Source organism: Mycobacterium sp. SMC-21 (assembly GCF_045310825.1).
Taxonomy (GTDB): Bacteria; Actinomycetota; Actinomycetes; order Mycobacteriales; family Mycobacteriaceae; genus Mycobacterium.
In genome coordinates this window covers 13,508-33,990 of sequence record NZ_JBJIAO010000043.1, presented here as the reverse complement: position 1 = coordinate 33,990, position 20,483 = coordinate 13,508, and the positions used below count along the sequence as shown (strand labels likewise).

The following is a 20,483-nucleotide window of genomic DNA, read 5'->3' as shown; positions in this document are numbered from 1 at the left end:
CGTTAAAGCATTGTTATGCAAACAATTACGCCGATCGCGGTGCTCAGTGCGCGGGTCGCCTGCGGAGCAACGCGCCTCGCATTGACCCAGCCTCCCGGCGATTCGACGCCACCGTGTCACGTGTTGAACAGCAAACCCGACCCCGGTTGGCGCGCCACTACGTTAAGTTCCATTTCGCCCCGGGGATTCGTACAAATCCGTCCTGAGAATTGTTGTTGGCAAGCGTCTTTCGTCGTGAGGCCGGATGTCCGTGCCACGCGCCGATAGACCCCGAGAACGCCGGGTCATAGCCGTCCGCCCCCATGCAATCACGCCGCTTTTAACCCTGTCCGTTGTGGTCGGCAGCGCGCATGCTCGTATACATGTCCCGACCAAGACACATGCACCTCGCCGGCTTCTTCTCCGCGGGAAACGTCACCCACGCTCACGGCGCCTGGCGGCACGTCGGCGCAACGAACGAGTTTCTTAGCGGGCGGTACTACAAGGAGATCGCCAGGACGCTCGAACGCGGGAAGTTCGATCTGCTGTTCCTGCCCGACGCTCTCGCGATCGAAGACAGCTACGGGCACAATCTTGAAACCGGCGTCGGACTGGGCGGCCAGGGCGCTATTGCGTTGGAGCCGACCAGCGTTGTAGCGACGATGGCCGCCGCGACCGACAAGCTCGGACTCGGGGCGACCGTATCGACCACCTACTACGCGCCGTATCACGTTGCACGAGTGTTCGCGACGCTGGACAACCTCTCCGACGGACGAGTCTCGTGGAACGTGGTCACCTCCCTCAACGACTCCGAAGCCCGCAACTTCGGTGTTGACGAACACCTCGAACACGACCAGCGGTACGACCGCGCCGACGAGTTCCTGGAGGCGGTGAAGAAGCTGTGGGCGTCCTGGTCAGACGACGCGCTGTTATTGAACAAGGCGGGCGGCCAGTTCGCGGACCCGAAGCGGGTGCGTTACGCCGACCACCGGGGCACGTGGCTGTCGGTGCGCGGTCCGCTGCAAGTGCCCAGATCCCGGCAAGGTGAGCCCGTGATTCTGCAAGCCGGTTTGTCACCGCGTGGACGTCGCTTCGCCGGCCGCTGGGCGGAGGCGGTGTTCAGCATTTCGCCCAACGTCGACGTCATGCGCGCGACGTATGCGGACATCAAGTCCAACGTCGCCGCAGCCGGACGTGACCCTGACCAGACAAAGGTCTTCACCGCGGTGATGCCCATTCTGGGCGAGACCGAGGCCATCGCCAACGATCGACTCGAATACGTGAACTCGCTGGTACACCCTGAAGTGGGGTTGTCGACGCTGTCGAGCCACAGCGGCGTCGACCTGTCCGCGTACCCGTTGGATACCAAATACTCCGATATTGTCGGCGATCTGGGCGACCGTCACGTCCCCACCATGTTGCAGATGTTCTCCGCTGTCGCCGGCGGTGCGGATCTGACGCTCGCCGAGCTCGGCCGCCGCTACGGTACGAACGTCGGGTTCGTTCCCCAGTGGGCGGGAACGGCCGAGCAGATCGCCGACCTGCTGGTCGACCACTTCGAGGCGGGCGCGGCCGACGGTTTCATCATCTCCGCCGCTCATCTTCCCGGCAGTTACGACGAGTTCGTGGACCAGGTGGTGCCACTCCTTCAGGAACGCGGGGTGTTCCGCGCCGATTACGAGGGAACGACGCTTCGGGAGCACTTGGGCCTCGATGTACCCCACGCGGAGGCGGTCGCATGACGACGGGCGTCGAGCGCGATGTTCTCGCGTACAGCAATTGCCCCGTGCCGAACGCGCTCCTGACCGCTCTGGAATCCGGTCGCCTGACACGGGAAGGCATCTCACTCGAAGTGCTCACCGGCAGCCAGGGTGATCTGCACTTCACCTACGACCACCCGCAGTACACCCGCTTCGGTGGCGAAATCCCACCGCTGGTCAGCGAGGGACTGCGGGCACCGGGCCGAACACGCCTTCTCGGTATCACCAGATTCGTTGGACGACAGGGCTTCTACGTGGCCGCGGGTAGCCAGGTAACCGATGCTGCCGGGCTTGCCGGCCGACGCGTCGGCGTCTCGTCAGCGGCGGTCCGCATCCTGCGACGGGAACTGGGTGATTACCGGCGACTCGATCCATGGAACCAGACCCTGACCGCTCTCGGCACATGGGAAGCTCGCGGCCTCCTTGCAACGCTGAGTCGCGGTGGCCTCGAACTCGGCGACGTCGAACTCGTCGCCATCGAAACACCGGGGGTCGACCTGCCGCCGGATCAACTTCACTCATCGTCGAGTATCAAGGGTGCGGACCTGTTCCCCGCCGTCGCTTCGCATCAGTCCTCCATCTTGGCGTCCGGCACGGTAGACGCACTCTTCAGCTGGTTGCCGTGGGCAGCGGAACTGGAGGATCTCAGCGGCGCACGGATCGTCTCGGACCTCAGCGACGACGACCGCAACATCTACGCCAGCGTGTGGACGGTGAGCGCGCGATTGATCGACGATCGACCGGATCTGGTGCAGCGACTGGTCGACGCGGCCGTCGACGCGGGACGGTGGGCCCGTGATCATCACGACGAGGTAGTGGCCATTCACGCCGAGAATCTCGGCGTTGCACAGTCGGCCATCGGACGGGGCTTCGGTGCGGACTTCAACAAGCATCTCGGCCCCGCACTCGACGACGAGTCGTTCACGATTCTCGAGCAAACCCAGCGGTTTCTGCTGGACCGTCAGCTCATCGATCGCGCCACCGACCTAGAACAGTGGTCCGCCCCCGACTTCCTCGCCGACAGCATCAAACGATTGACCACGATAGGAGCATGACGATGACATTAACCACCGACGCACACCACAAGGGTGCACAGGCGCTCGCCGATCCCGTCGCGGTCGCCAAGGACCTCGCCTCCACCTGGACCGACGGTCTGCTTGAACGCGACCGCGCCGGCGGCTCAGCCACCGCGGAGCGAAATGCTCTGCGGGACAGCGGACTCCTGTCCCTCGCCGTTCCGCAGGAGTTCGGTGGCTGGGGAGCGTCATGGTCGACGGTCTTCGACGTCATCCGCGAGATCGCCAAAGTGGACGGCTCCCTCGGTCACCTGTTCGGCTATCACATCGTGGACATCGCCTTCGTCGAACTACTGGGTTCGACCGAGCAGAAGGAGTCGACCTACCGCGAGGTGGCACAACACAATCGGTGGGCGGGCAACGCGTCGAGTGAGAACAACAGCCACGTCCTCGATTGGAAGGTCCGCGCGAAGCCGGTGGCGGACGGTGGGTATCGGTTCGACGGCGTCAAACACTTCAGCAGTGGTGCAAAGGGTTCCGATCTGCTCCTCGTGTTCGGTGTCGTTCAGGACGACTCGCAGCAGCAGGGGGCGATCATCACGGCGGTGATCCCCACCGATCGAGCGGGTGTCGTCGTCAACGACGACTGGGACGCGCTCGGCATGCGCCGAACCGACAGCGGCACTACCGAATTCCATGACGTCGAGGTGCGCGCCGATGAGGTGCTCGGCGGTCCGAACGCCGTGCTGAGCGCTTTCTTCCAGTTCCAGCGAGGCAGTCTCTTCGGCCCCCTGGTGCAGCTGGCCTTCGTCAACGTGTACCTCGGCATTGCGCGGGGAGCCCTCGACGCAGCCGCCGAGTACACCCGCACTCAGGCAAGGCCGTGGACACCGGCTGGCGTGACCCAAGCAGTTGAGGATCCATACGTTATCCGCACCTACGGCGAGTTCGGCATCGCATTGCAAGGCGCCGACGCCGCCGCGCGCGAGGCCGCGCGAGTTTTTGAGACGGTGTGGAACAAGGGCGATCAACTGTCGGCGGAGGATCGAGGAGAACTGATGGTTCTGGTGGCGGGCGCCAAAGCGCTGGCATCGCAAGCCGCACTTGACATCACCAGCCGGATCTTCGAGGTCATCGGAGCCAGGGGGACGCATCCGCGTTACGGCTTCGATCGCTTCTGGCGCAACATCAGGACCCACACCCTGCACGATCCGGTGGCGTACAAGATCGCCGAGGTGGGGAATCATGTGTTGAACGGCGCCCATCCGTTACCGGGATTTACATCATAGGTGCGGCCACCGCGTCGCGATGTTTGATGTTTGCCGGGCAGACAAACGTGATTCCACGCGGTTGTAGCTTGGAGACAGATGACCTCAAGGGAATCGCGTGACTCCCAAGCTAATGGGTATGACCATCCGAGTTGAGCACTGCTGCTCCGAACAACTCGCACATTTCTAAGGCGATCTCGACATCGAGCCGGTCGTCGGTTAGGGGGCGGCCCCGTCGCTGGGCTGCACGCCCTACTCGGTACTTGACCGTATTGCTGTGCAGGTGCAGCTCTTCTCCCGCTGACTTAAGGCTGGCTCCCGAACGCAGAAAGACTTTGGCTGTTTCACGGAGTTTTAGGTCGGCTACAGAGTTGCTTGCGAGGGGCCCGAGGGTATCGCGGACGAACATGCGCATCGCATCAATGTCACTGACGAGCAGAGAGCCAAGCGCAACCCCTGGATCGGCCGCGCTGATGAAGCGGTGCTCCGCACCTTCGGCCGCAATAGCGACTAGACGAGCCCGTTCCGCCTGGCGATGTGATCGCCGAAATCCGTCTATACCGGCGAGCGGTGTTCCTACGGCGACGTTGGGCACGTCCTGCTCTGACTCTATGAACCTGCGGAGTTGGGCCACCGCAGTCTCGTCGTTCACTGCAATCCAGGCCCACCCCACCAAACGGTCCACGGACAGGTGCAGGGCGGACACGGCCCCCACCGCACGTGATGCACGTTTCAGGAGTCTCTTGGTCGTCTCCGGTTGTGCATTCTGGTCCTCTCGCGGGCGATCCCACCACAGGACGATCGCGGTATGCAGGGCGTCCAGTGGATACTGGATGATCTCGGACGTCGTGGCGATGTTGACGTCCATGCCTGCGAGAACGTCGCGTACCACCTGTGTGCGAGCTCCGCGACGATGCTCTTCCCACACCGTGTGCTCTTCTTGATACGTGCTCAGTAGCTGTTCGGAAACGCAGTCAATGTAGCCGAACGACACTCGCGTAATGTGTTCGTAGAGATCGAGCTTCAGTTCTGGTGACAGATTCGACCGTCTGATCTCGTCGATCACGAATCGCAGTCCTTGCTGATGACCCAGTCGATAAGCCCGCAGCAGGGAATTGGCCGGTACTCCACGCTGTGCCATCCTGCGGGCATGTTCAAGCGCCGCTGCGGGTGGTTCCACAATTGCGATCGGGATGTCGTAACGTAGGGTCGAAAACCAGGTTTCGACGTTCGCCGCGACGGTCTCGATTAGAAGATCTTCGAGTTGACCGTCCCCACTTAGCTCTGCGACCTCGGCCGCCAGAAGCCTCTGGATCAGATCCGGTAGATCGCGCAATTGCTGCCCCAGGCCACCGAGTACCTCGGCGACGTGAACGGGCATCGTCCTATCAGAAGCGGGGTGAACCACCATGGGTCCATGGTAGGCGCTACCTTTGTCTACTGGCGACAAACATTTCCTCGGCGTTCATCGATAACCTACGTAGCTCTAGTTGAGCCACCGCGTTAATGTGGAAATCGCTGTTCCCGGCGGTGACCGGCGGATTTCAGTAATCGATATCGTGCGGCTTGCCTCATCGTAGGAGGACCTTTATGTCATTCATCGCAGCTTTCACTGTGTTGGCATGCGTTGCCGGTATAAGTCGGCCTGTTGTTGCCTGTGTTGGCTCGCGTCCGGATGTCGTGCGAGCACTCGCTTCGATCGGTGACGACTGGTTGGCAGTCGACCATGCTCGGGACAACCCACCGTTGTAGACGAAGACTGCTCACTGATCAACGGCCGGCAATAGGCTTGTAGTAGTCAGCTCTTGCGCAGCGTCAAGCGAGTGCTCCTTCGCCACCATCTGAGCCGTGCGCCGGGCCACTTGCAGTGCGAGGTTGTCTCTGACGTGCATTGAATCTGAAGTTGAATTAGCGCCAGTTATACCCAACGTGCGGTCACGGCCGAGTATGCGACAGTCGGTGCACGGCGTTCCCGCGCCCACTCACGCCGCTATAGGTCACGGCCGCACGGTTCAGCCAATGATGTCACGCAAAGCAACTCGCCCACCTGGTGCAGCTGGCACTGCCCGGTCTGGCCATGCTCATCAACTATGTTGCGCAACATCGCTTTTCGCACCCGCAGCATACCGGCGGGTGGTCGATCAACTGACATAGACTCATTTGGTGACGTAGACCCTCGTTGCTTCGCCGACGATCGCCGCTGTTGCAAGAACTTCCGGCGGGTCGGGAAAATTGAGCGTCACGGTTCGGGCACGCAGTAATGGTTTTCATCATCTAAACTCGAGCGACACCAAGAACGGCATGTCCCAAATCGGCAAGTAGAACCGAAATGCGTTCGGCGTCCATACCGGTTTCGCGGTATTGCAACGTCGACTGAATCGCTCCAATTGCGCCGTGGACTACAGCGCGTAATCCTGTCTCGTCAAGTTCGGGGCGGAGCTCACTGAGGACGTGCACCCACTCCTCGAGATATAGACGCTGTTTGCGACGTAACTGACTGCGCTGCTGCGCGGCCAGATTATGAAATTCGCGGTAGTAGACGATGGCGAGTTCGCGTTGGTCCAAAACGAGCGCTACATGGTCCGCGACGAGGGCGGTCAGTGCCTCGGCGTCGTCACGGCTCTGTTCGACGATCGAGGAAGCACGCTGCAGTAGCGTGTCGATCACTTGCTCGAATAGCGCCGCCAGCAAGCCTGCCTTGCTTTCGAAGTGTCGGTAAATCGCCGGACCGACGACGCCAGCGGAATCGCCGATATCGGCCATCGATGCGGAATGATATCCGCGGTCCGCGATAATCTGCGCGGCTGCCGTCAGAATCCGCGCTCGACGTTCATCGCCCCTTCTGCGACCGTCGGCGACCGTCAGACTCATAGCCGACCTTCCTTTCGCGGAAAAGGGTGGTTGTCTGGACCGTGCACGACGCCTGCGGAGTCGAAGCACCGCCCGTGATGTTAGCATTGATTCACTTACTCAAGCTGAACCTCCCGACATCAGCACCGAACGTGAATTGTGCTCCGAACGACTTGGCCTGCGAGGCTTTCTCGTCTGTAAGAAGCGCGCTACGTGCAATTCGCGGACGGGCCAGCGCGAATCATCAATGTGCGTTTCAGACGTCGCTGGACCGCATGACATCGCCGTACATCTAGGCATGTCGCGCTCGAAGGTCGAGGCGTTGCTTGGCCGCTACTGGATGGCTCCAGACCAGAACACCAGGTTTGGTGGTGCGCCGAACCACACCATATCGCTGTGAGCACTCCGAGCCCGGGACCTGGTGCGTCTCGATGATCAAAAAGCCGGGCCGCCATGTCAGCGCAACCACAGCGGCGTGGAATACGCCAACGTCAATCACGCGGTCGATGAGCACTCGCGGGTGACGTATAAGGAGACCGGGACTGCCCCCGGATTGGACGACTCCTCACCAGTGAGGAGTCGTCCTTGCTGAGCTGATCAACCCCCGTTCCGAGACGTTTGGCGGTTCAAGCTGAACCGGCGAGCAGTTCGGCGCGGTCGGTGGGAAGACGTTTGGTGATGGCCTGTTTAGCAAGCATGAAATCGCGTGGTCGATTGACGCAGTCGGCGGCGATGAGTTCGCCATCGCGGAAGTAAAAGCAACTGAATTCTCTATGGTGCGATGGTTCGCCGCTGAGTACGACTTCGTCGTATCCGGTGTTCAGACCGGCGATCTGGAGTTTGAGGTCGTACTGGTCGGACCAGAACCACGGTAGCGCAGCGATGGCGCTGCGCTTCCCGCAGATGGTCGCCGCGGCGATCTTGGCCTGCTCGCCGGCGCTCGGCACCGATTCCAGCCGAATGCGTGAACCGTATCGGGCCATCACGTGGCTGGTGCAGTCGCCGGCGGCCACGATGTCCGGATCGCTGGTGCGGGCCTGGTCATCGATCGCGATGCCGTTGTCGACGGATAATCCTGCGGCTGAAGCGAGTTCGGTGTTGGGTACCACGCCGATACCGACGATCACCACATCGGCAGGAAGTAATGCGCCGTCCGCCAGCACTACCTCTCGCACGTTGCCGTTGCCGGTGAAGGCTTCGACGAGGGCCTGAGTTCTGATGTCCACGCCCGCGTCGCGGTGGATCCGCGTGAAGAACGCGGACACTTCCGGCGCGGTGACCCGTTCAAGTACACGATCCGTCGCCTCCAGGACAGTGACCTGCATGCCCAGCGAACACAACGAGGCCGCTGTCTCCAACCCGATGTAGCCGCCCCCCACGATTACGACCCGATGGCCGGGTACAGCAGCTGCTCGGATCGATTCGACGTCAGCCGCGGTGCGCAAGTAGTGAATCCCGCGAAGGTTCGCCCCCGGAATCGGCAGTTGCCTAGCCCTCGCGCCGACACACAACGCGAGCTTGGTATAGCTCACCGTGTCGCCGGTATCCAATAACACGCGCCCCGCAGCCCGGTCGATCGAATCCACGGTCGAGTGCACAAGCTTAATGTCCTGCTTGGGGTAAAAATCGGCACTGCGGATCAGGAGTTCGTCGAGGTTGCTCTTACCGGCCAGGTAGGTCTTCGACAACGGCGGACGGTGATATGGCAGTTTCCCCTCATCTCCGATCAGGACGATCTCGCCGGCCCAACCGTCACGCCGGAGATTGCCCGCCAGCTGCGCGCCGGCGTGGCTGGCTCCGACGATCACCGCCCGTTCGGGCGTCATGCACTCTCTTTAGGGGTGAGGCGGACCATCAACTTGCTGATGCCCCGAATGAAATTCGATTGCACGTACTCAGGCTCGCCGATGACCTCGATGTTCTCGAAGCGTGGGAGCAGTTCCTCCCACAGGATCCGCAGCTGAAGCTCGGCGAGCCGGTTGCCCATGCACCGGTGCACGCCGAACCCGAAGGCGATGTGATTGCGGGCGTTGCTTCGATCGATGATCAACTCGTCGGGCCGCTCGAAGACACGCTCATCCCGATTGCCCGAGGCGTACCACATCACCAGCTTGTCGCCCTTGCGGATGAACTGCCCGTTCAGCATGGTGTCCTTCTTCGCGACGCGCCGCATGTACGCTAAGGGGGTCTGCCACCGGATGATCTCGGGAACCATTCCGGGGATCAGGTCGGGATTCGCCTTCAGTTTCTCGAACTGGTCGGGGAACTCGTTGAGGGCCAGCACCCCGCCACTCATCGAGTTACGCGTGGTGTCATTGCCCCCGATGATGAGCAGCAGCAGGTTGCCCAGAAACTCCATCGGGCGGTCGATGAGATCTTTCGTTTCGTCGTTGCTCTGCAGCATCGTGATCAGATCGAATCCGGGCTCTTCCCCGCTGGCCGTTCGAGCCGCCTTGTCGCGCCAGAGCGCACCGAGCCCCTGCGCCATATCAACCATGCCGCGGAAAATCTCGTCGTTGTCGGACGGACCACCGTTGGCCTGCTCCATGGAGCCGGCCAGATCCGACCACTCCACCAGCTTGCGGCGCTGCTCGTACGGGAAGTCCAACAGCGTCGCCAGCATGCGTGCGGTCAGCTCGACGGAGACGTTCTGTACCCACTCGAACGGCTCGTTCACCGGCAGGTCGTCCAACACCTCCCGAACGCGTGAGCGGATCAACCCCTCCATCTCACGCAGGTTCTTCGGCGCCACAACTCCCTGAACGGTCGCGCGCTGGCGGTCGTGGCGCGGCGGGTCCATCGCGATGAACATCGCGACGTCCATGAAGCGGGGCGGAGTGCCGATGATGATGAACGGTTCCGCCGAGAACACCTCGTGGTTCTTGTCCACGGCGATGATGTCCTCGTGCCGGGTCACCGACCAAAACGGACCGAACGGACTCTTCGCCTGGTAATGGACCGGAGCCTCGTTGCGCACCCGCTCGAAGTAGGACTGCCAGCGACCCTGACGGTAGAGGAACGGGTTGCTGAGATCGATATCAGCCAAGTCGACGTCCTCGACCGGCGGGATGGGGGTCTCGGTGAACATCTTCTGGCCGTTCGTCCCGGTGATCAACCGGCGCATCTTGTCGTAGCCGTGAGCGCCCCTCAGTTGCATCTTCACGGGCAGCGTGGACTGGACTTTCGCGGTGACTGCTGAGGAAATACTCATCTTTTACTCCCCTCTCGTGGTCTACAGTTGGAATTCGGGCAGTTCGACGGTCAAACCGTCCCAAGCCTCAGACACGACCATCTGGCACGACAGTCTCGAAGTTGGTTGACGCTCGGGATGCATGCTGAGCATGTCTTCTTCGATCGCTCCCGAGCTACCCACCTTGTCCGACCACTCGTGGTCCACGATCACGTGGCACGTGCCGCAGGCGGCTTCCCCGCCGCAATCGCCGTCGATTCCGGGTACCGCGTTGTTCAGCGCGATCTGCATTAACGATTGACCCTCGACAAGGGTCGCTTCGTACGACTCACCATCGTGAGAGACAAAGGTTACGACTGCCATAACTGCCCGTCCTTTACTCGCGTATCCACCTTCCAATTGTTGCCGTGAGCAATCGGTATCGCTATGTTCGAAGCAGTCAGAGAAGTGTGGATTTAGCTCACAAGGGGGTGGGCTGTGGAGCTCGAAGACGCGGGCATGCCAGCGCTGGCTTTCCTTCAGATGCTCGACAGCGACGCGCTCGGGCGTGAGGCGGTGGACGCTCTCCGTGACATCATGGTTCGAGAGCACGTCAACGAGTCGATGTTGGTCGGACCCGACGCACAGGTCCCCTTAAGATGGTTTAAAGAGATATATCCCGATTTCAACGTTGATCACGGCACCCGTCTGGGTTTCGCATTCGCTGAACATGCCAAACTGACGTCATTCGGGGCACTCAGCGTTCCCCTGGTCAGTGCGGGCTCCGTAGCCGAGGTCGTCGAGTTGCTGGCCTATCTGCCAGTGATAACGACTGCCCTGAGCCCGTCGTTCCACTCGACTGAACGCGGACTAACGATCGGGCTCACGGGCCGCACAGGTGACGTTGGCCTGAATTGTCTGGCCGTTACCTACGGCGGACTCGCATTGCTGCGGATGCTCAACATGCTAGCCGGTGCTGTACCCAGTGTTGAACTGCATCTAAGTCAGTCAGCCCCGGGTGGCTGGGTTTCGGACAAGGAAACGCCGACCGGGCGCCTCTTCTTCGGCGCCCCTACCTCGTTTATTCACGTACCCGTGGACACGCTTGACGAGGTCTGTCGATTCTCGGATCCTGTTGCGTATCGGATTGCCGTCGCCGACCTGCAGCGCGTTCTCGACCGGCAGCGTGATGCGTCGTTCACTGAGCAAATAAGACAGCTTCTGGAGAAGGATCTCGCACAGGCGAGCAGCAGCCGTGCCGCAGGCGAGCTCTCGATGTCCACGAGCACCTTGAAACGGCGCCTCTCGGAGGAGGGGACCACCTTCCGCGAGTTGCGTCAGACCTTCATGCAGGAGCGGGCGATCGTGCGACTCCTCGACCGATCAGTGTCGGTAAGCGAGATCGCGGCAGAGCTCGGCTACACCGACCCCACAAACTTCATACACGCTTTGAAACGCTGGACCGGTCGGTCCCCCAGCTATTTCAGACGCCCTTGAATTGTTTGGCTTCCATATGCTCGCCGATCCCGGCGGGAACGCGGCTCTCATCGACTTCGGTTCGCGCTGCGCCTTGTGAGTCGCGGCTTGAACTCGTTTCAGCCCGAAATGGCCATTGAGTGCTCGTCACCCGAGTAGCGGGCGCCCCTCGGAAACAACAGCGCAGCAAGGTCGAAAGTGGTGACGAGTCCCGGCCCATCCACGCCGGCCGGGACACCCGTGCCCTGTGCGTGAGCATCCGCTCCCGTTTCGATTTTCAGCGTCGAACCGCCTAGTTTCTATCGGCGTCCCGGCAGATGTCTTCGATGACTGACACGAGGAGGAGTGCACCTGGGCGGCTTCTGCGCCGCCGCCGTACGAGTGCGTGAGGATTTCGAGATTGTGGCCGTACAGTCGTCGAAGTAGCCGCCCTTCAGTTGTCGCAGCGATCGGTCAAATTCGGATCGTCGTGCATCGGCTCGGAACGGTAGGGTTGGTCGCGAGCCCGGACGCGAGATAAGGATCTCGTAGAATTGCTCTTTGGTCACGAGGAACCCATCGTGTTGCCCGTTGAAATCGATACTCGCGTCGACCAAGTCGAGCGTGGTGTCGGCACCTACTTTGACGACCGCGAAATGTCCCAGATTTCATCTGGCTCGGAACTCAGTGCGCGGCAGTAGTAGCGCGCTTGACTCGCTGTCAGTCGCGAAGCGATGTGCTGGTTCAGCATCGGCATGGGTATCGCGTTTCCCCGCACCTGTGCGCAGCTAAACACGGCTCACATTCTGGGGAATCTCTCACGACCCGGCACTTCCGGCAGTTTCGGGCCCCGCACTTGTCCGCGTCGATCTGAAAGTTGGCTGACCACTGACCCGGGCCGCGCACGTTTTCAGACATACTGAACCCGCGCGTGAGCCGAGTCCTCATCGAGCCCTAGGTAAGGGGCGCAACAATTTTCGCAAAAATCCGCTGCTGGGCATGCGAGAGGCGAGAAGGGTTTACCTGGACGACTTGAGAACGCTATGCTAACCACTGTTAACATTGGGACCGTCGCTGAGTGCGGGGGTTGAGAGGAGTGCGGGTGTCTTACGATCAGCCGGCCATCATCGGCGCCGCCGAGCTCACTCCGGGCAGGAAAGTCCCTTACACATCCACCGAAATGCACGTGCGCGCCGCGGTGGCGGCGCTTGCCGATGCGGGGGTTTCGGCGGATGAGGTCGACGGACTCGTATGCGCTGGGCCGATGACGAACGAAGGCTCGATCTTCCTGTCCGAGGACCTTATGGACTACCTTGGTCTGCACAATCTGAAGCTCCAGATGACTTGTCAACTCGGCGGCGGGACCCATCTCGCCATGACCCGTGTGGCGAGTAACGTCATTGCCCGAGGCGAGGCTGAAACGGTACTTGTCGTATCGGCGGGCAAGTTCCCGCCGATACGCGACGGCGGACGCGAACTCATGTCGCTCGTGTGCGACCACGCGTTCGAAATGCCCTACGGGCCATCAGTTCCCGCGCTCTACGGCCTGATCGCGCAGGCGTGGATGCACGAAACCGGCCAGGGCAAGGCCGACATCGCCGAGGTAACCGTGTCGCAAGACCGTTGGGCTGCGTTGAACCCCGCGGCGATCGCTCATGACGCTGAGCGCCTCAGCGTCGACGACGTGATGTCGTCCCGGCCGATCGCAGGACCGTTTCACTTCTACCACTGTTCGATTCCTTGCGAGGGTGGTGGAGCGCTGGTGCTGGGTTCTGCCCGTCGAGCACGCGAGGGCAAGCACCGGCCCGTCCACGTTTTGGGCTTTGGAGAGGGCCACACTCACGGCTTCCTGACGTCGTTGGCCCGGCCGGGTCGCACCGGGGCCGCTAGGTCGGGTCCGATGGCGTTCGAGCGCTCCGGACGGGCGCCGGCCGACGTCGACATCGCTCTGCTCTACGATGCCTTCGCCTCCAACCCAGCGATGATCCTGGAGGAGGCGGGCTTCGTGAAACCCGGCGGGGCGGGCGGTTTCTACCGTGACGGGCGCGCCGATCCGGGCGGTGACCTGCCGGTGAACACCGACGGGGGTCTGATCCGGTTCGGGCACACCGGGACCTCCTCTGGCATTTCGCAGATCCTTGAGGGTTACTGGCAGTTGTCCGGTCGCGCCGAGGGCCGTCAGGTGCTCGGGGCGGATACTGCGTTCGTACACAGCTACGGCTCGATGCTGTGCAGTCACGTCAGCATGGTGATGGAGGGGGCGTCATGACCACGGTTTCGAGTTTCCTCGACGGTCTGCATGATCCGGAGGCATTGCCGCCGCTGACCGACGTCAACCGACGCTATTTCGCCGCGGCGGCCTGCGGGGTACTTGTCTTCCAGCGGTGCGCGAACGGTCACCCGTTCCTGTACCCGCGGCTGGTGTGTCCGGTTTGCTATGAAGCCGAGTTGGCCTGGGAGACTGCTGCGGGCACCGGCGAGATCATCAGTTTCGCGCCGGTGTACCGCCGTCCGTGGGATTCGTTTCCGCGGAGCGAGCCGTACGTGGTCGTGCTCGTCCGACTCGACGAGGGGCCGCAGTTGTTGGCAAGTCTCGAGGGCGTGGCACCCGACGACGTCGTCATCGGCGCGCGAGTGCGCGCAGTGTTCGAGCGCGTGAGCGAGGACCTAGGGCTGGTGCGATTCCGGTTGGCGGCGTCTTGAGTACGTACGGCATCTCCGTGCTCGGCGCGGAGTTGGCGACCCTCGTCGATACAGCCGTGGCCGCCGACCGCGCCGGATTCGACGCCGCCTGGGCATCCGAGTTCTACTCGCGCTCCGGCTCTATCTCGATGGCCGCGATGGCCGCGCGAACACGGCACTGCCGCCTGGGGTCGTCGATCCTGTACGGCGTTGGGCGTAGTCCACTGGTGCTGGCCACCGAAGCGCGCGACCTCGACGAGCTTTCAGACGGGCGTGTTGTCCTCGGCCTCGGTAACGGCACACGCCGCATGATGAGCGACTGGCATGGTGTCGCGGACACCTCGTCACCCGCCGTGCGCATGGAGGAACTGGTCCCGCTGATCCGACGGATCTGGAACCTGCACGAAGGCCCAGTGAACCACGAGGGGCGCTTCTACCGGCTCAACCTTGTTCCCACGGGAGAAGTCCCGCCGCCGAAGCGAGCGATCCCGATCATCACTGCGGGCGTGCGTCCGCGGATGTGCGAGGTAGCCGGGCGCGTCGCCGACGGGTTGGCCGGTCATCCGCTGTTCACCACGACCTACGTCGAGGAGGTCGCCCGCCCGGCCGTCGTACGCGGCGCGGAACGGGCCGGGCGCGACCCCGCCGACGTGGAGATCGTCTCCATGGTCATCTGCTCGGTGCACGAAGACGCTCAGATCGCACGTCGTGAGGCCGCGCAGCAGATCGCGTTCTACTCGTCCGTGAAAAGCTACCAGCACGTGCTTGATGTGAGCGGCTTCGCTAGGCAGGGGGCGGCGATCCGCGAGGCGTTCGCACAGCGCGACCTGCCCGCCATGTTCGCCGCCGTCACAGACGACATGATCGACGCGATGGCCGTCGCCGGCACCGCAGCCGAGGTGCGCGACGGGTTGCGCCGCTACGAAGGCGTGTTGGACCACATCATTCTCTACTCACCCTCGATCGGGCTCGCACCCGAACGGATCGCTGAGAACCTTGGCAGCCTCATTCGCGATTGTGCGCCGGCCTTCGCCGGCGGGAAAGGTGACCAGAGTGGCTGACGCCTCGCTTATCGGGACGCAACTCGGGAGCACCACATTTCCCGTCGACCGGTCCAAAGTGCGCGAGTTCGCGCTGTCCCTCGACGACCACGACCCGATCTACCAGGACGCCGCAGCGGCCCGGGCCGCCGGCTTCAGCGCGATCCCCGCTCCGCCCACCTTCGTCGTCTCCTCGGCTCACTGGCGCGTCGACGACGACATGTTCGGCGCCCTCGGGCTCGACCTGCGCCGCGTACTGCACGGTGAGTGCGGCTGGGAGTATTTCGCGCCGGTGTTCGTCGGCGACGAGCTCACTGAGACGCGCCGGGTGTCGAACGTGACCAGCCGCGAGGGCAAGCGCGGCGGCACCATGACAATCGTGACGATCGAGACCGACTTCACCAACCAGCGCCACGAACTCGTCGTGCGCCAGACCGACGTCTTGATCGAAACCGGAGGCTCCACCCAATGACGACATCCCCCGCGCCGGTGGCGTTGGCCATCGGCGACGAGATGCCGAGCTCACAGTTCGGTCCGCTGACCCGCTCGCACATCGTCCGCTACGCCGGTGCCGGCGGCGACTTCAACCCGATCCACCACGACGAGGAGTTCGCCCGTGCCGCCGGCATGCCCGGTGTGTTCGGTATGGGACTGCTGCACGGCGGCATGCTGGCCCAGCGGCTGACCGACTGGGTGGGGCTGGCCAACATCCGATCGTTCCGGATCCGTTTCACCGGGCAGGTGTGGCCCGGCGACGTGCTTACCTTCGCCGGCAAGGTGACCGGCGTGCGAGAAGCCCAAGGCCAGCAGCTAGCGGACGTCGAACTCGACGTCACGCGCCAGACCGGCGAACCCGCGATAAAGGGGAGCGCCGTCGTGCAGGTGGCCCGGTGAGCGCGCCAACGAGCGACGTCACCGGCCTCGGGATGACATTCGGGACCGTCGACGAGGGCCGGGCGTGGGTCGGTCATCGCACGGGACCGCGACGCGCGTGGTTCCCGATCGATCGCTCGATGGTGTTGTACTACTGTTCGCTCGTCGAGGATGCCAATCCCAGCTACTGGGAGGGTGAGGACTGCCCGCCCGGGCTGTTGATGACCCTTGGCTTCGCGCCGCAGTGGGCGCCGGAGCATCTCACGCGCACGGACATGCTGCTGGCGCTCAGCGTGCCGCTGCCGGGCCACCACATCATCAACGCCTCGACGACGACGGAGTTCGAACGCCGGCCCCGGGTGGGCGATCACGTGTCGATCGTGGAGGAGGTGGCCTCGATCTCCGAACCGAAGACGACGCGGGTGGGCACCGGCGTGTTCATCACGACGGTGAGTACGTTCTCCGATCAGCACGGCGAGATCATCGGGCGCAACACCAACGTGCTGTTCCGATATGACACCGACGCGGACGGCGAGCCGTCGTGAACTCGAGCGATACGGGAGCGGCCGCGCGTCCCGCTCTGCTGTTTGACGAGGTCTCCGTCGGTGACTCACTGCCCACGGTTGCCATCGAGGTGACGTACAAGCGCATCTGCATGAACGCGGCCTCAACGTGGGACTGGTTCCCCGGCCACCACAACCCGGAGTACGCCCGGAGTCAGGGCCAGCGCACGATCTACCTGTCGACTCTCTTCTTTCACGGCTTCATCGACCGGGGCCTCAACGAATGGGCCGGACCCGACGCGCTCATCCGACGCCGCAAAATCTCGATGGTCCGGTCGATCTACCCGGGCCAGACCGCGACCCTGAGCGGCAAGGTCGTGGCCAAACGCGACGATGGCGGACGGCGCCTCGTTGATCTCGAGTTGCTCGTCTCGAGCGAAGATGGTCCGTGCGTGCCGAGTGAAGCCACCGTTGAGCTGGCCGACCCGTTTGTCGAGGTGCAGGGGTGAACTGCCTTTCACATGCGAGGCGACGGTGAGGGACGGAGGCTCGGTGGCCGAGCAACCGATTCGCTACGAGGTCGTCGAAAGCGTCGCGTGGCTGACGATCAACCGGCCCGAGGCGCGCAACGCGCTGAACAACGCTGTGCGCACCGGTTTGTTCGACGCGGTGCGGCGCTTCAACGACGACGACGCGGCGAAGGTGCTCGTCCTCACCGGTGCGGGTGAGAAGGCGTTCTGCGCAGGCGGGGACTTGAAGGAGATGGCGCAGAACGCGCTCAAGGTGCCGCCGAAGGATTTCGCTCCGCAGTTCGGCCGCAACATCGATGTCGCGAAGCCGACGATCGCGGCGGTCAACGGTGTCGCGTTCGCCGGGGGCTTCCTGCTCGCGCAGCAGTGCGACTTGGTGGTGGCTGCCGAACACGCGACGTTCGCGGTCAGCGAGGTCAAGGTCGGTCGCGGGTCGCCGTGGGCGGCACCGCTGTCGTGGCTGGTTCCGCCCCGCGTCGCCATGCAGATATTGCTGACTGGCGACCCGATCACCGCTGAGCGCGCCCACCAGGTCGGCTTGGTCAATGAGGTGGTGCCGGCCGATCAGTTGCGTGAGCGTACCCAGCAGTTGGCGCTCAGCATCGCCGCGAACGCACCGCTGTCCGTGCTCGCGTCCAAGCGCACCGTGTACCTCTCGGCACAGCATCACCTCGCCGCCGCCTACGACCTGGCAGACGAGATATGGGAGCCGGTCTATCTGAGCGACGATGCGCAGGAAGGCCCGACGGCGTTCCGCGAGAAGCGCGTACCACAGTGGAAGGGACGCTGACATGGCGGTGAGCATGCAGTCGGTTATCACCGACATCGAAGCGGAGACGGCAGCCCTACGCGGATTGGTCGCGCCGCTGACCGAAGGTCCGCGCGGCTGGGACGCGCCGACTCCGGCCGTGGGCTGGATGATCCGCGACCAGATCAGTCATCTGGCGTTCTTCGACGACGTGGCGGTGCGCTCGGCCACCGACCCCGACGGGTTCAGCGGCGACTACCTGCCGATGATGGCCGACGGAAGTATCTCACCCGACGTCATCGCCGAGCGCTACCGTCAGATGCCGGCTGCCGACCTGCTCGCGTGGTTCGACACGTCGCGTGCAGCCCTCGTTGCGGCGTTCGCGGACATTGACCCGGCGACCCGCCTGCCGTGGTTCGGGCCGCCGATGAGCGCGGTCTCGTCGCTCACCGCGCGACTCATGGAGACCTGGGCGCACGGCCAGGACGTCGCCGACGCGCTCGGCGCGACCCGCGCGGCCACGGCACGGCTGCGTCACGTAGCCCACATCGGGGTGGGTGCGCGCGCGTTCAGCTACCTGGCCAACGGTCTGGACCTGCCCGCGGACCCGGTACGCGTTGAGCTGACCGCTCCGGACGGCAGCGTCTGGACGTGGGGGCCAGCCGACGCCACCAACCGCGTGAGCGGGCCGGCGCTGGACTTTTGCCTGTTGGTGACCCAACGCCGCCACCGTGATGACACCGCTTTGGTCGTCGACGGCCCGCTGGCCGACCAGTGGCTCTCGATCGCCCAGGCCTTCGCGGGGCCCCCTGGTGGCGGACGCGTGGCGGGCCAGTTCGCAGGGGGTCAGCGGTGAGCGTCCCGATCCGCATCGGCAACTGTTCCGGGTTTTACGGCGACCGCATCGCCGCGGCCCGCGAGATGGTCGAGGGCGGACCGATCGACGTCCTGTGCGGCGATTACCTGGCCGAGCTGACCATGCTCATCTTGGCCAAGGCCCAGGCCAAGGATCCGAACGGCGGATACGCTCGCACTTTCCTCACCCAAATGGAACAAGTGCTGGGCACCTGTCTGGATCGTCGCATCAAGGTCGTCGCGAACGCGGGCGGACTGAATCCCGCTGGCCTGGCGGCCGCGTTGCGCGAGCTGTCCGCACGTCTCGGCCTCACAGCACGGATCGCACACGTCGAGGGCGACGACCTGCGCGGTAGCCTCGACGCGATCACGCCGCCCGTCGGCGAGAAGAAACCGGTGTCGGCCAATGCCTACCTCGGTGCCTGGGGCATCACCGAGGCGCTGCGCTCGGGCGCCGACGTCGTCGTGACCGGCCGCGTCACAGACGCCTCGCTGGTGGTCGGTCCCGCCGCCTGGTGGCACAATTGGGCACCCGACCACTGGGATCGACTCGCGGGTGCCGTGGTCGCCGGGCACGTGATCGAGTGCGGCCCGCAGGCGACGGGTGGAAACTACGCGTTCCTGGACGAGGTCACTGACCGCCGCTATCCGGGGTTTCCGATCGCGGAGGTCGCCGAGGACGGCTCATCGGTGATCACGAAGCATCCGAATACCGGTGGGCTGGTCTCGGTGGGGACGGTCACCGCCCAATTGCTCTACGAAATCGCCGAACCCGCCTATCTCGGCCCCGACGTGGTGACCCATTTCGACACCATCCGCCTGAACCAACAGGGTGAGCACCGTGTCGGCATCAGCGGCACCAGAGGCAGTCCACCGCCAGACACGCTCAAGGTCGCGCTGAACGAGGCGGGCGGATTCCGCAACTCTATGACCATGGTGCTCACAGGCCTCGACGTCGAGGAGAAGGCGGCCTTCGCTGAACAGCAGCTTTTCGACGTTCTCGGCGGGCGCGAAGCCTTCGACGAAGTCGACGTGAGGCTGTTGCGTTTTGACGTCGCCGATGCACCGACGAACGAGCAGGCGTGCGCGCACCTGCGTGTGACGGTGAAGGACGCCGACCCGCGCAAGGTGGGCCGGGCGTTCTCCGGCGGCATCATGGAGATCGCACTGGCCGGATTCGCCGGCTTTCACACGACCACGCCGCCGTCCTCGGAGACCGCGTTCGGCATCTACCGACCGGCCCTCGTGCCACGCACGGCCCTGACCCAAACACTCGTCGACGCGGATGGAAACCGGCACGCGATCGCCGACCCGCCCACCGGTGTAGCGCCTTCGGCTGAGCCGGCCGCGCCTGTTGGTACACCCGCACCCACCGGGCCCACGCGGCGTGCGCCGCTCGGGCGAGTTCTCGGCGCACGATCCGGAGACAAAGGCGGCAACGCCAACCTAGGGCTGTGGGCCCGGGACGACCCCGGCTACGCGTGGGCACGGGAGTATCTCAGCGTCGAGCGCCTTCGCACGCTACTCGGGCCGGAAGCGGCGAACCTTCGCATCGAGCGCTTCGAGCTGCCGAATCTACGAGCGCTCAACGTGGTGGTGTACGGCCTGCTCGGCGATGGTGTCGCGTCGTCGACCCGCCCGGATGCGCAAGCCAAGGGGTTCGGGGAGTACGTGCGGTCCCGTGAGGCGGACGTCCCCGAATCGCTGCTCGACGCACGCTGAACGTCCGGCACGGCGCCGGTGGTACCCCTACGG

19 protein-coding genes are annotated in these 20,483 nt (G+C 63.7%); 14 read left to right on the top strand and 5 right to left on the bottom strand.

Going from position 1 to position 20,483, the window contains the following annotated elements; genetic code table 11:
- Positions 1 to 362 precede the first annotated feature (362 nt).
- From ACJH6H_RS25935 to ACJH6H_RS25925, 3 genes are read left to right on the top strand one after another with little or no spacing between them, the layout of a single operon-like run.
- The gene (locus tag ACJH6H_RS25935; protein WP_226519097.1) at positions 363 to 1,721 is read left to right on the top strand and encodes an LLM class flavin-dependent oxidoreductase; all 1,359 of its coding nucleotides are present in this window, start codon (positions 363 to 365) and stop codon (positions 1,719 to 1,721) included.
- Positions 1,718 to 2,794: a 2'-hydroxybiphenyl-2-sulfinate desulfinase gene (locus ACJH6H_RS25930; RefSeq protein ID WP_226519096.1), complete on the top strand. Its 1,077-nt coding sequence runs from the start codon at positions 1,718 to 1,720 to the stop codon at positions 2,792 to 2,794. The genes ACJH6H_RS25935 and ACJH6H_RS25930 overlap by 4 nt, the downstream gene beginning before the upstream one ends.
- Entirely contained in the window at positions 2,791 to 4,044 is a 1,254-nt protein-coding gene (locus tag ACJH6H_RS25925) for an acyl-CoA dehydrogenase family protein (protein ID WP_293021514.1), read from the top strand. The genes ACJH6H_RS25930 and ACJH6H_RS25925 overlap by 4 nt, the downstream gene beginning before the upstream one ends.
- A gap of 109 nt (positions 4,045 to 4,153) precedes the next feature.
- On the opposite strand, the gene ACJH6H_RS25920 is transcribed toward ACJH6H_RS25925, so the two are convergent.
- The 5 genes from ACJH6H_RS25920 to ACJH6H_RS25900 form a co-directional block, all read right to left on the bottom strand.
- Positions 4,154 to 5,434: a PucR family transcriptional regulator gene (locus tag ACJH6H_RS25920; RefSeq protein WP_406776090.1), complete on the bottom strand. Its 1,281-nt coding sequence runs from the start codon at positions 5,432 to 5,434 to the stop codon at positions 4,154 to 4,156.
- Positions 5,435 to 6,297: 863 nt separating this feature from the next.
- Entirely contained in the window at positions 6,298 to 6,894 is a 597-nt protein-coding gene (locus ACJH6H_RS25915) for a TetR/AcrR family transcriptional regulator (RefSeq protein ID WP_318986944.1), read from the bottom strand.
- 605 nt (positions 6,895 to 7,499) lie between these two features.
- Positions 7,500 to 8,699, bottom strand: coding sequence for an FAD-dependent oxidoreductase (locus ACJH6H_RS25910; protein ID WP_318986943.1), 1,200 nt, complete (start codon positions 8,697 to 8,699; stop codon positions 7,500 to 7,502).
- On the bottom strand, positions 8,696 to 10,084 hold the full coding sequence (locus ACJH6H_RS25905; RefSeq protein WP_318986942.1) for a cytochrome P450: 1,389 nt from the start codon (positions 10,082 to 10,084) through the stop codon (positions 8,696 to 8,698). Before ACJH6H_RS25905 ends, ACJH6H_RS25910 begins: the two co-directional genes overlap by 4 nt.
- Before the next feature lie 21 nt (positions 10,085 to 10,105).
- Complete coding sequence (locus tag ACJH6H_RS25900) at positions 10,106 to 10,426, bottom strand: 2Fe-2S iron-sulfur cluster-binding protein (protein WP_318986941.1); 321 nt, start codon at positions 10,424 to 10,426, stop codon at positions 10,106 to 10,108.
- A 114-nt stretch (positions 10,427 to 10,540) separates the two neighbouring features.
- Here ACJH6H_RS25900 and ACJH6H_RS25895 point away from each other — a divergent pair, with 114 nt between their 5' ends.
- From ACJH6H_RS25895 to ACJH6H_RS25845, 11 genes are all read left to right on the top strand, one after another.
- Entirely contained in the window at positions 10,541 to 11,539 is a 999-nt protein-coding gene (locus ACJH6H_RS25895) for a helix-turn-helix domain-containing protein (RefSeq protein ID WP_318986940.1), read from the top strand.
- Positions 11,540 to 12,599: 1,060 nt separating this feature from the next.
- Positions 12,600 to 13,766: a thiolase family protein gene (locus ACJH6H_RS25890; protein ID WP_260939856.1), complete on the top strand. Its 1,167-nt coding sequence runs from the start codon at positions 12,600 to 12,602 to the stop codon at positions 13,764 to 13,766.
- Positions 13,763 to 14,200, top strand: a complete 438-nt coding sequence (locus ACJH6H_RS25885) for a Zn-ribbon domain-containing OB-fold protein (protein ID WP_318986939.1) — start codon at positions 13,763 to 13,765, stop codon at positions 14,198 to 14,200. The genes ACJH6H_RS25890 and ACJH6H_RS25885 overlap by 4 nt, the downstream gene beginning before the upstream one ends.
- Positions 14,197 to 15,240 (top strand): LLM class flavin-dependent oxidoreductase, encoded by a 1,044-nt coding sequence (locus ACJH6H_RS25880; protein WP_293024116.1) that lies wholly within the window; start codon positions 14,197 to 14,199, stop codon positions 15,238 to 15,240. The genes ACJH6H_RS25885 and ACJH6H_RS25880 overlap by 4 nt, the downstream gene beginning before the upstream one ends.
- On the top strand, positions 15,233 to 15,691 hold the full coding sequence (locus tag ACJH6H_RS25875; protein WP_318986938.1) for a MaoC family dehydratase N-terminal domain-containing protein: 459 nt from the start codon (positions 15,233 to 15,235) through the stop codon (positions 15,689 to 15,691). The genes ACJH6H_RS25880 and ACJH6H_RS25875 overlap by 8 nt, the downstream gene beginning before the upstream one ends.
- The gene (locus ACJH6H_RS25870) at positions 15,688 to 16,113 is read left to right on the top strand and encodes a MaoC/PaaZ C-terminal domain-containing protein (protein ID WP_293024110.1); all 426 of its coding nucleotides are present in this window, start codon (positions 15,688 to 15,690) and stop codon (positions 16,111 to 16,113) included. The genes ACJH6H_RS25875 and ACJH6H_RS25870 overlap by 4 nt, the downstream gene beginning before the upstream one ends.
- Before the next feature lie 32 nt (positions 16,114 to 16,145).
- Positions 16,146 to 16,637 (top strand): MaoC family dehydratase N-terminal domain-containing protein, encoded by a 492-nt coding sequence (locus ACJH6H_RS25865; RefSeq protein ID WP_293024133.1) that lies wholly within the window; start codon positions 16,146 to 16,148, stop codon positions 16,635 to 16,637.
- Positions 16,634 to 17,104 (top strand): MaoC/PaaZ C-terminal domain-containing protein, encoded by a 471-nt coding sequence (locus tag ACJH6H_RS25860; protein WP_293024106.1) that lies wholly within the window; start codon positions 16,634 to 16,636, stop codon positions 17,102 to 17,104. Before ACJH6H_RS25865 ends, ACJH6H_RS25860 begins: the two co-directional genes overlap by 4 nt.
- A gap of 43 nt (positions 17,105 to 17,147) precedes the next feature.
- The gene (locus tag ACJH6H_RS25855; protein WP_293024104.1) at positions 17,148 to 17,915 is read left to right on the top strand and encodes an enoyl-CoA hydratase/isomerase family protein; all 768 of its coding nucleotides are present in this window, start codon (positions 17,148 to 17,150) and stop codon (positions 17,913 to 17,915) included.
- Position 17,916: 1 nt separating this feature from the next.
- Positions 17,917 to 18,729, top strand: coding sequence for a TIGR03084 family metal-binding protein (locus ACJH6H_RS25850; protein ID WP_293024101.1), 813 nt, complete (start codon positions 17,917 to 17,919; stop codon positions 18,727 to 18,729).
- Positions 18,726 to 20,450 (top strand): acyclic terpene utilization AtuA family protein, encoded by a 1,725-nt coding sequence (locus ACJH6H_RS25845; RefSeq protein ID WP_318986937.1) that lies wholly within the window; start codon positions 18,726 to 18,728, stop codon positions 20,448 to 20,450. The genes ACJH6H_RS25850 and ACJH6H_RS25845 overlap by 4 nt, the downstream gene beginning before the upstream one ends.
- The last annotated feature ends 33 nt before the right edge of the window (positions 20,451 to 20,483 follow it).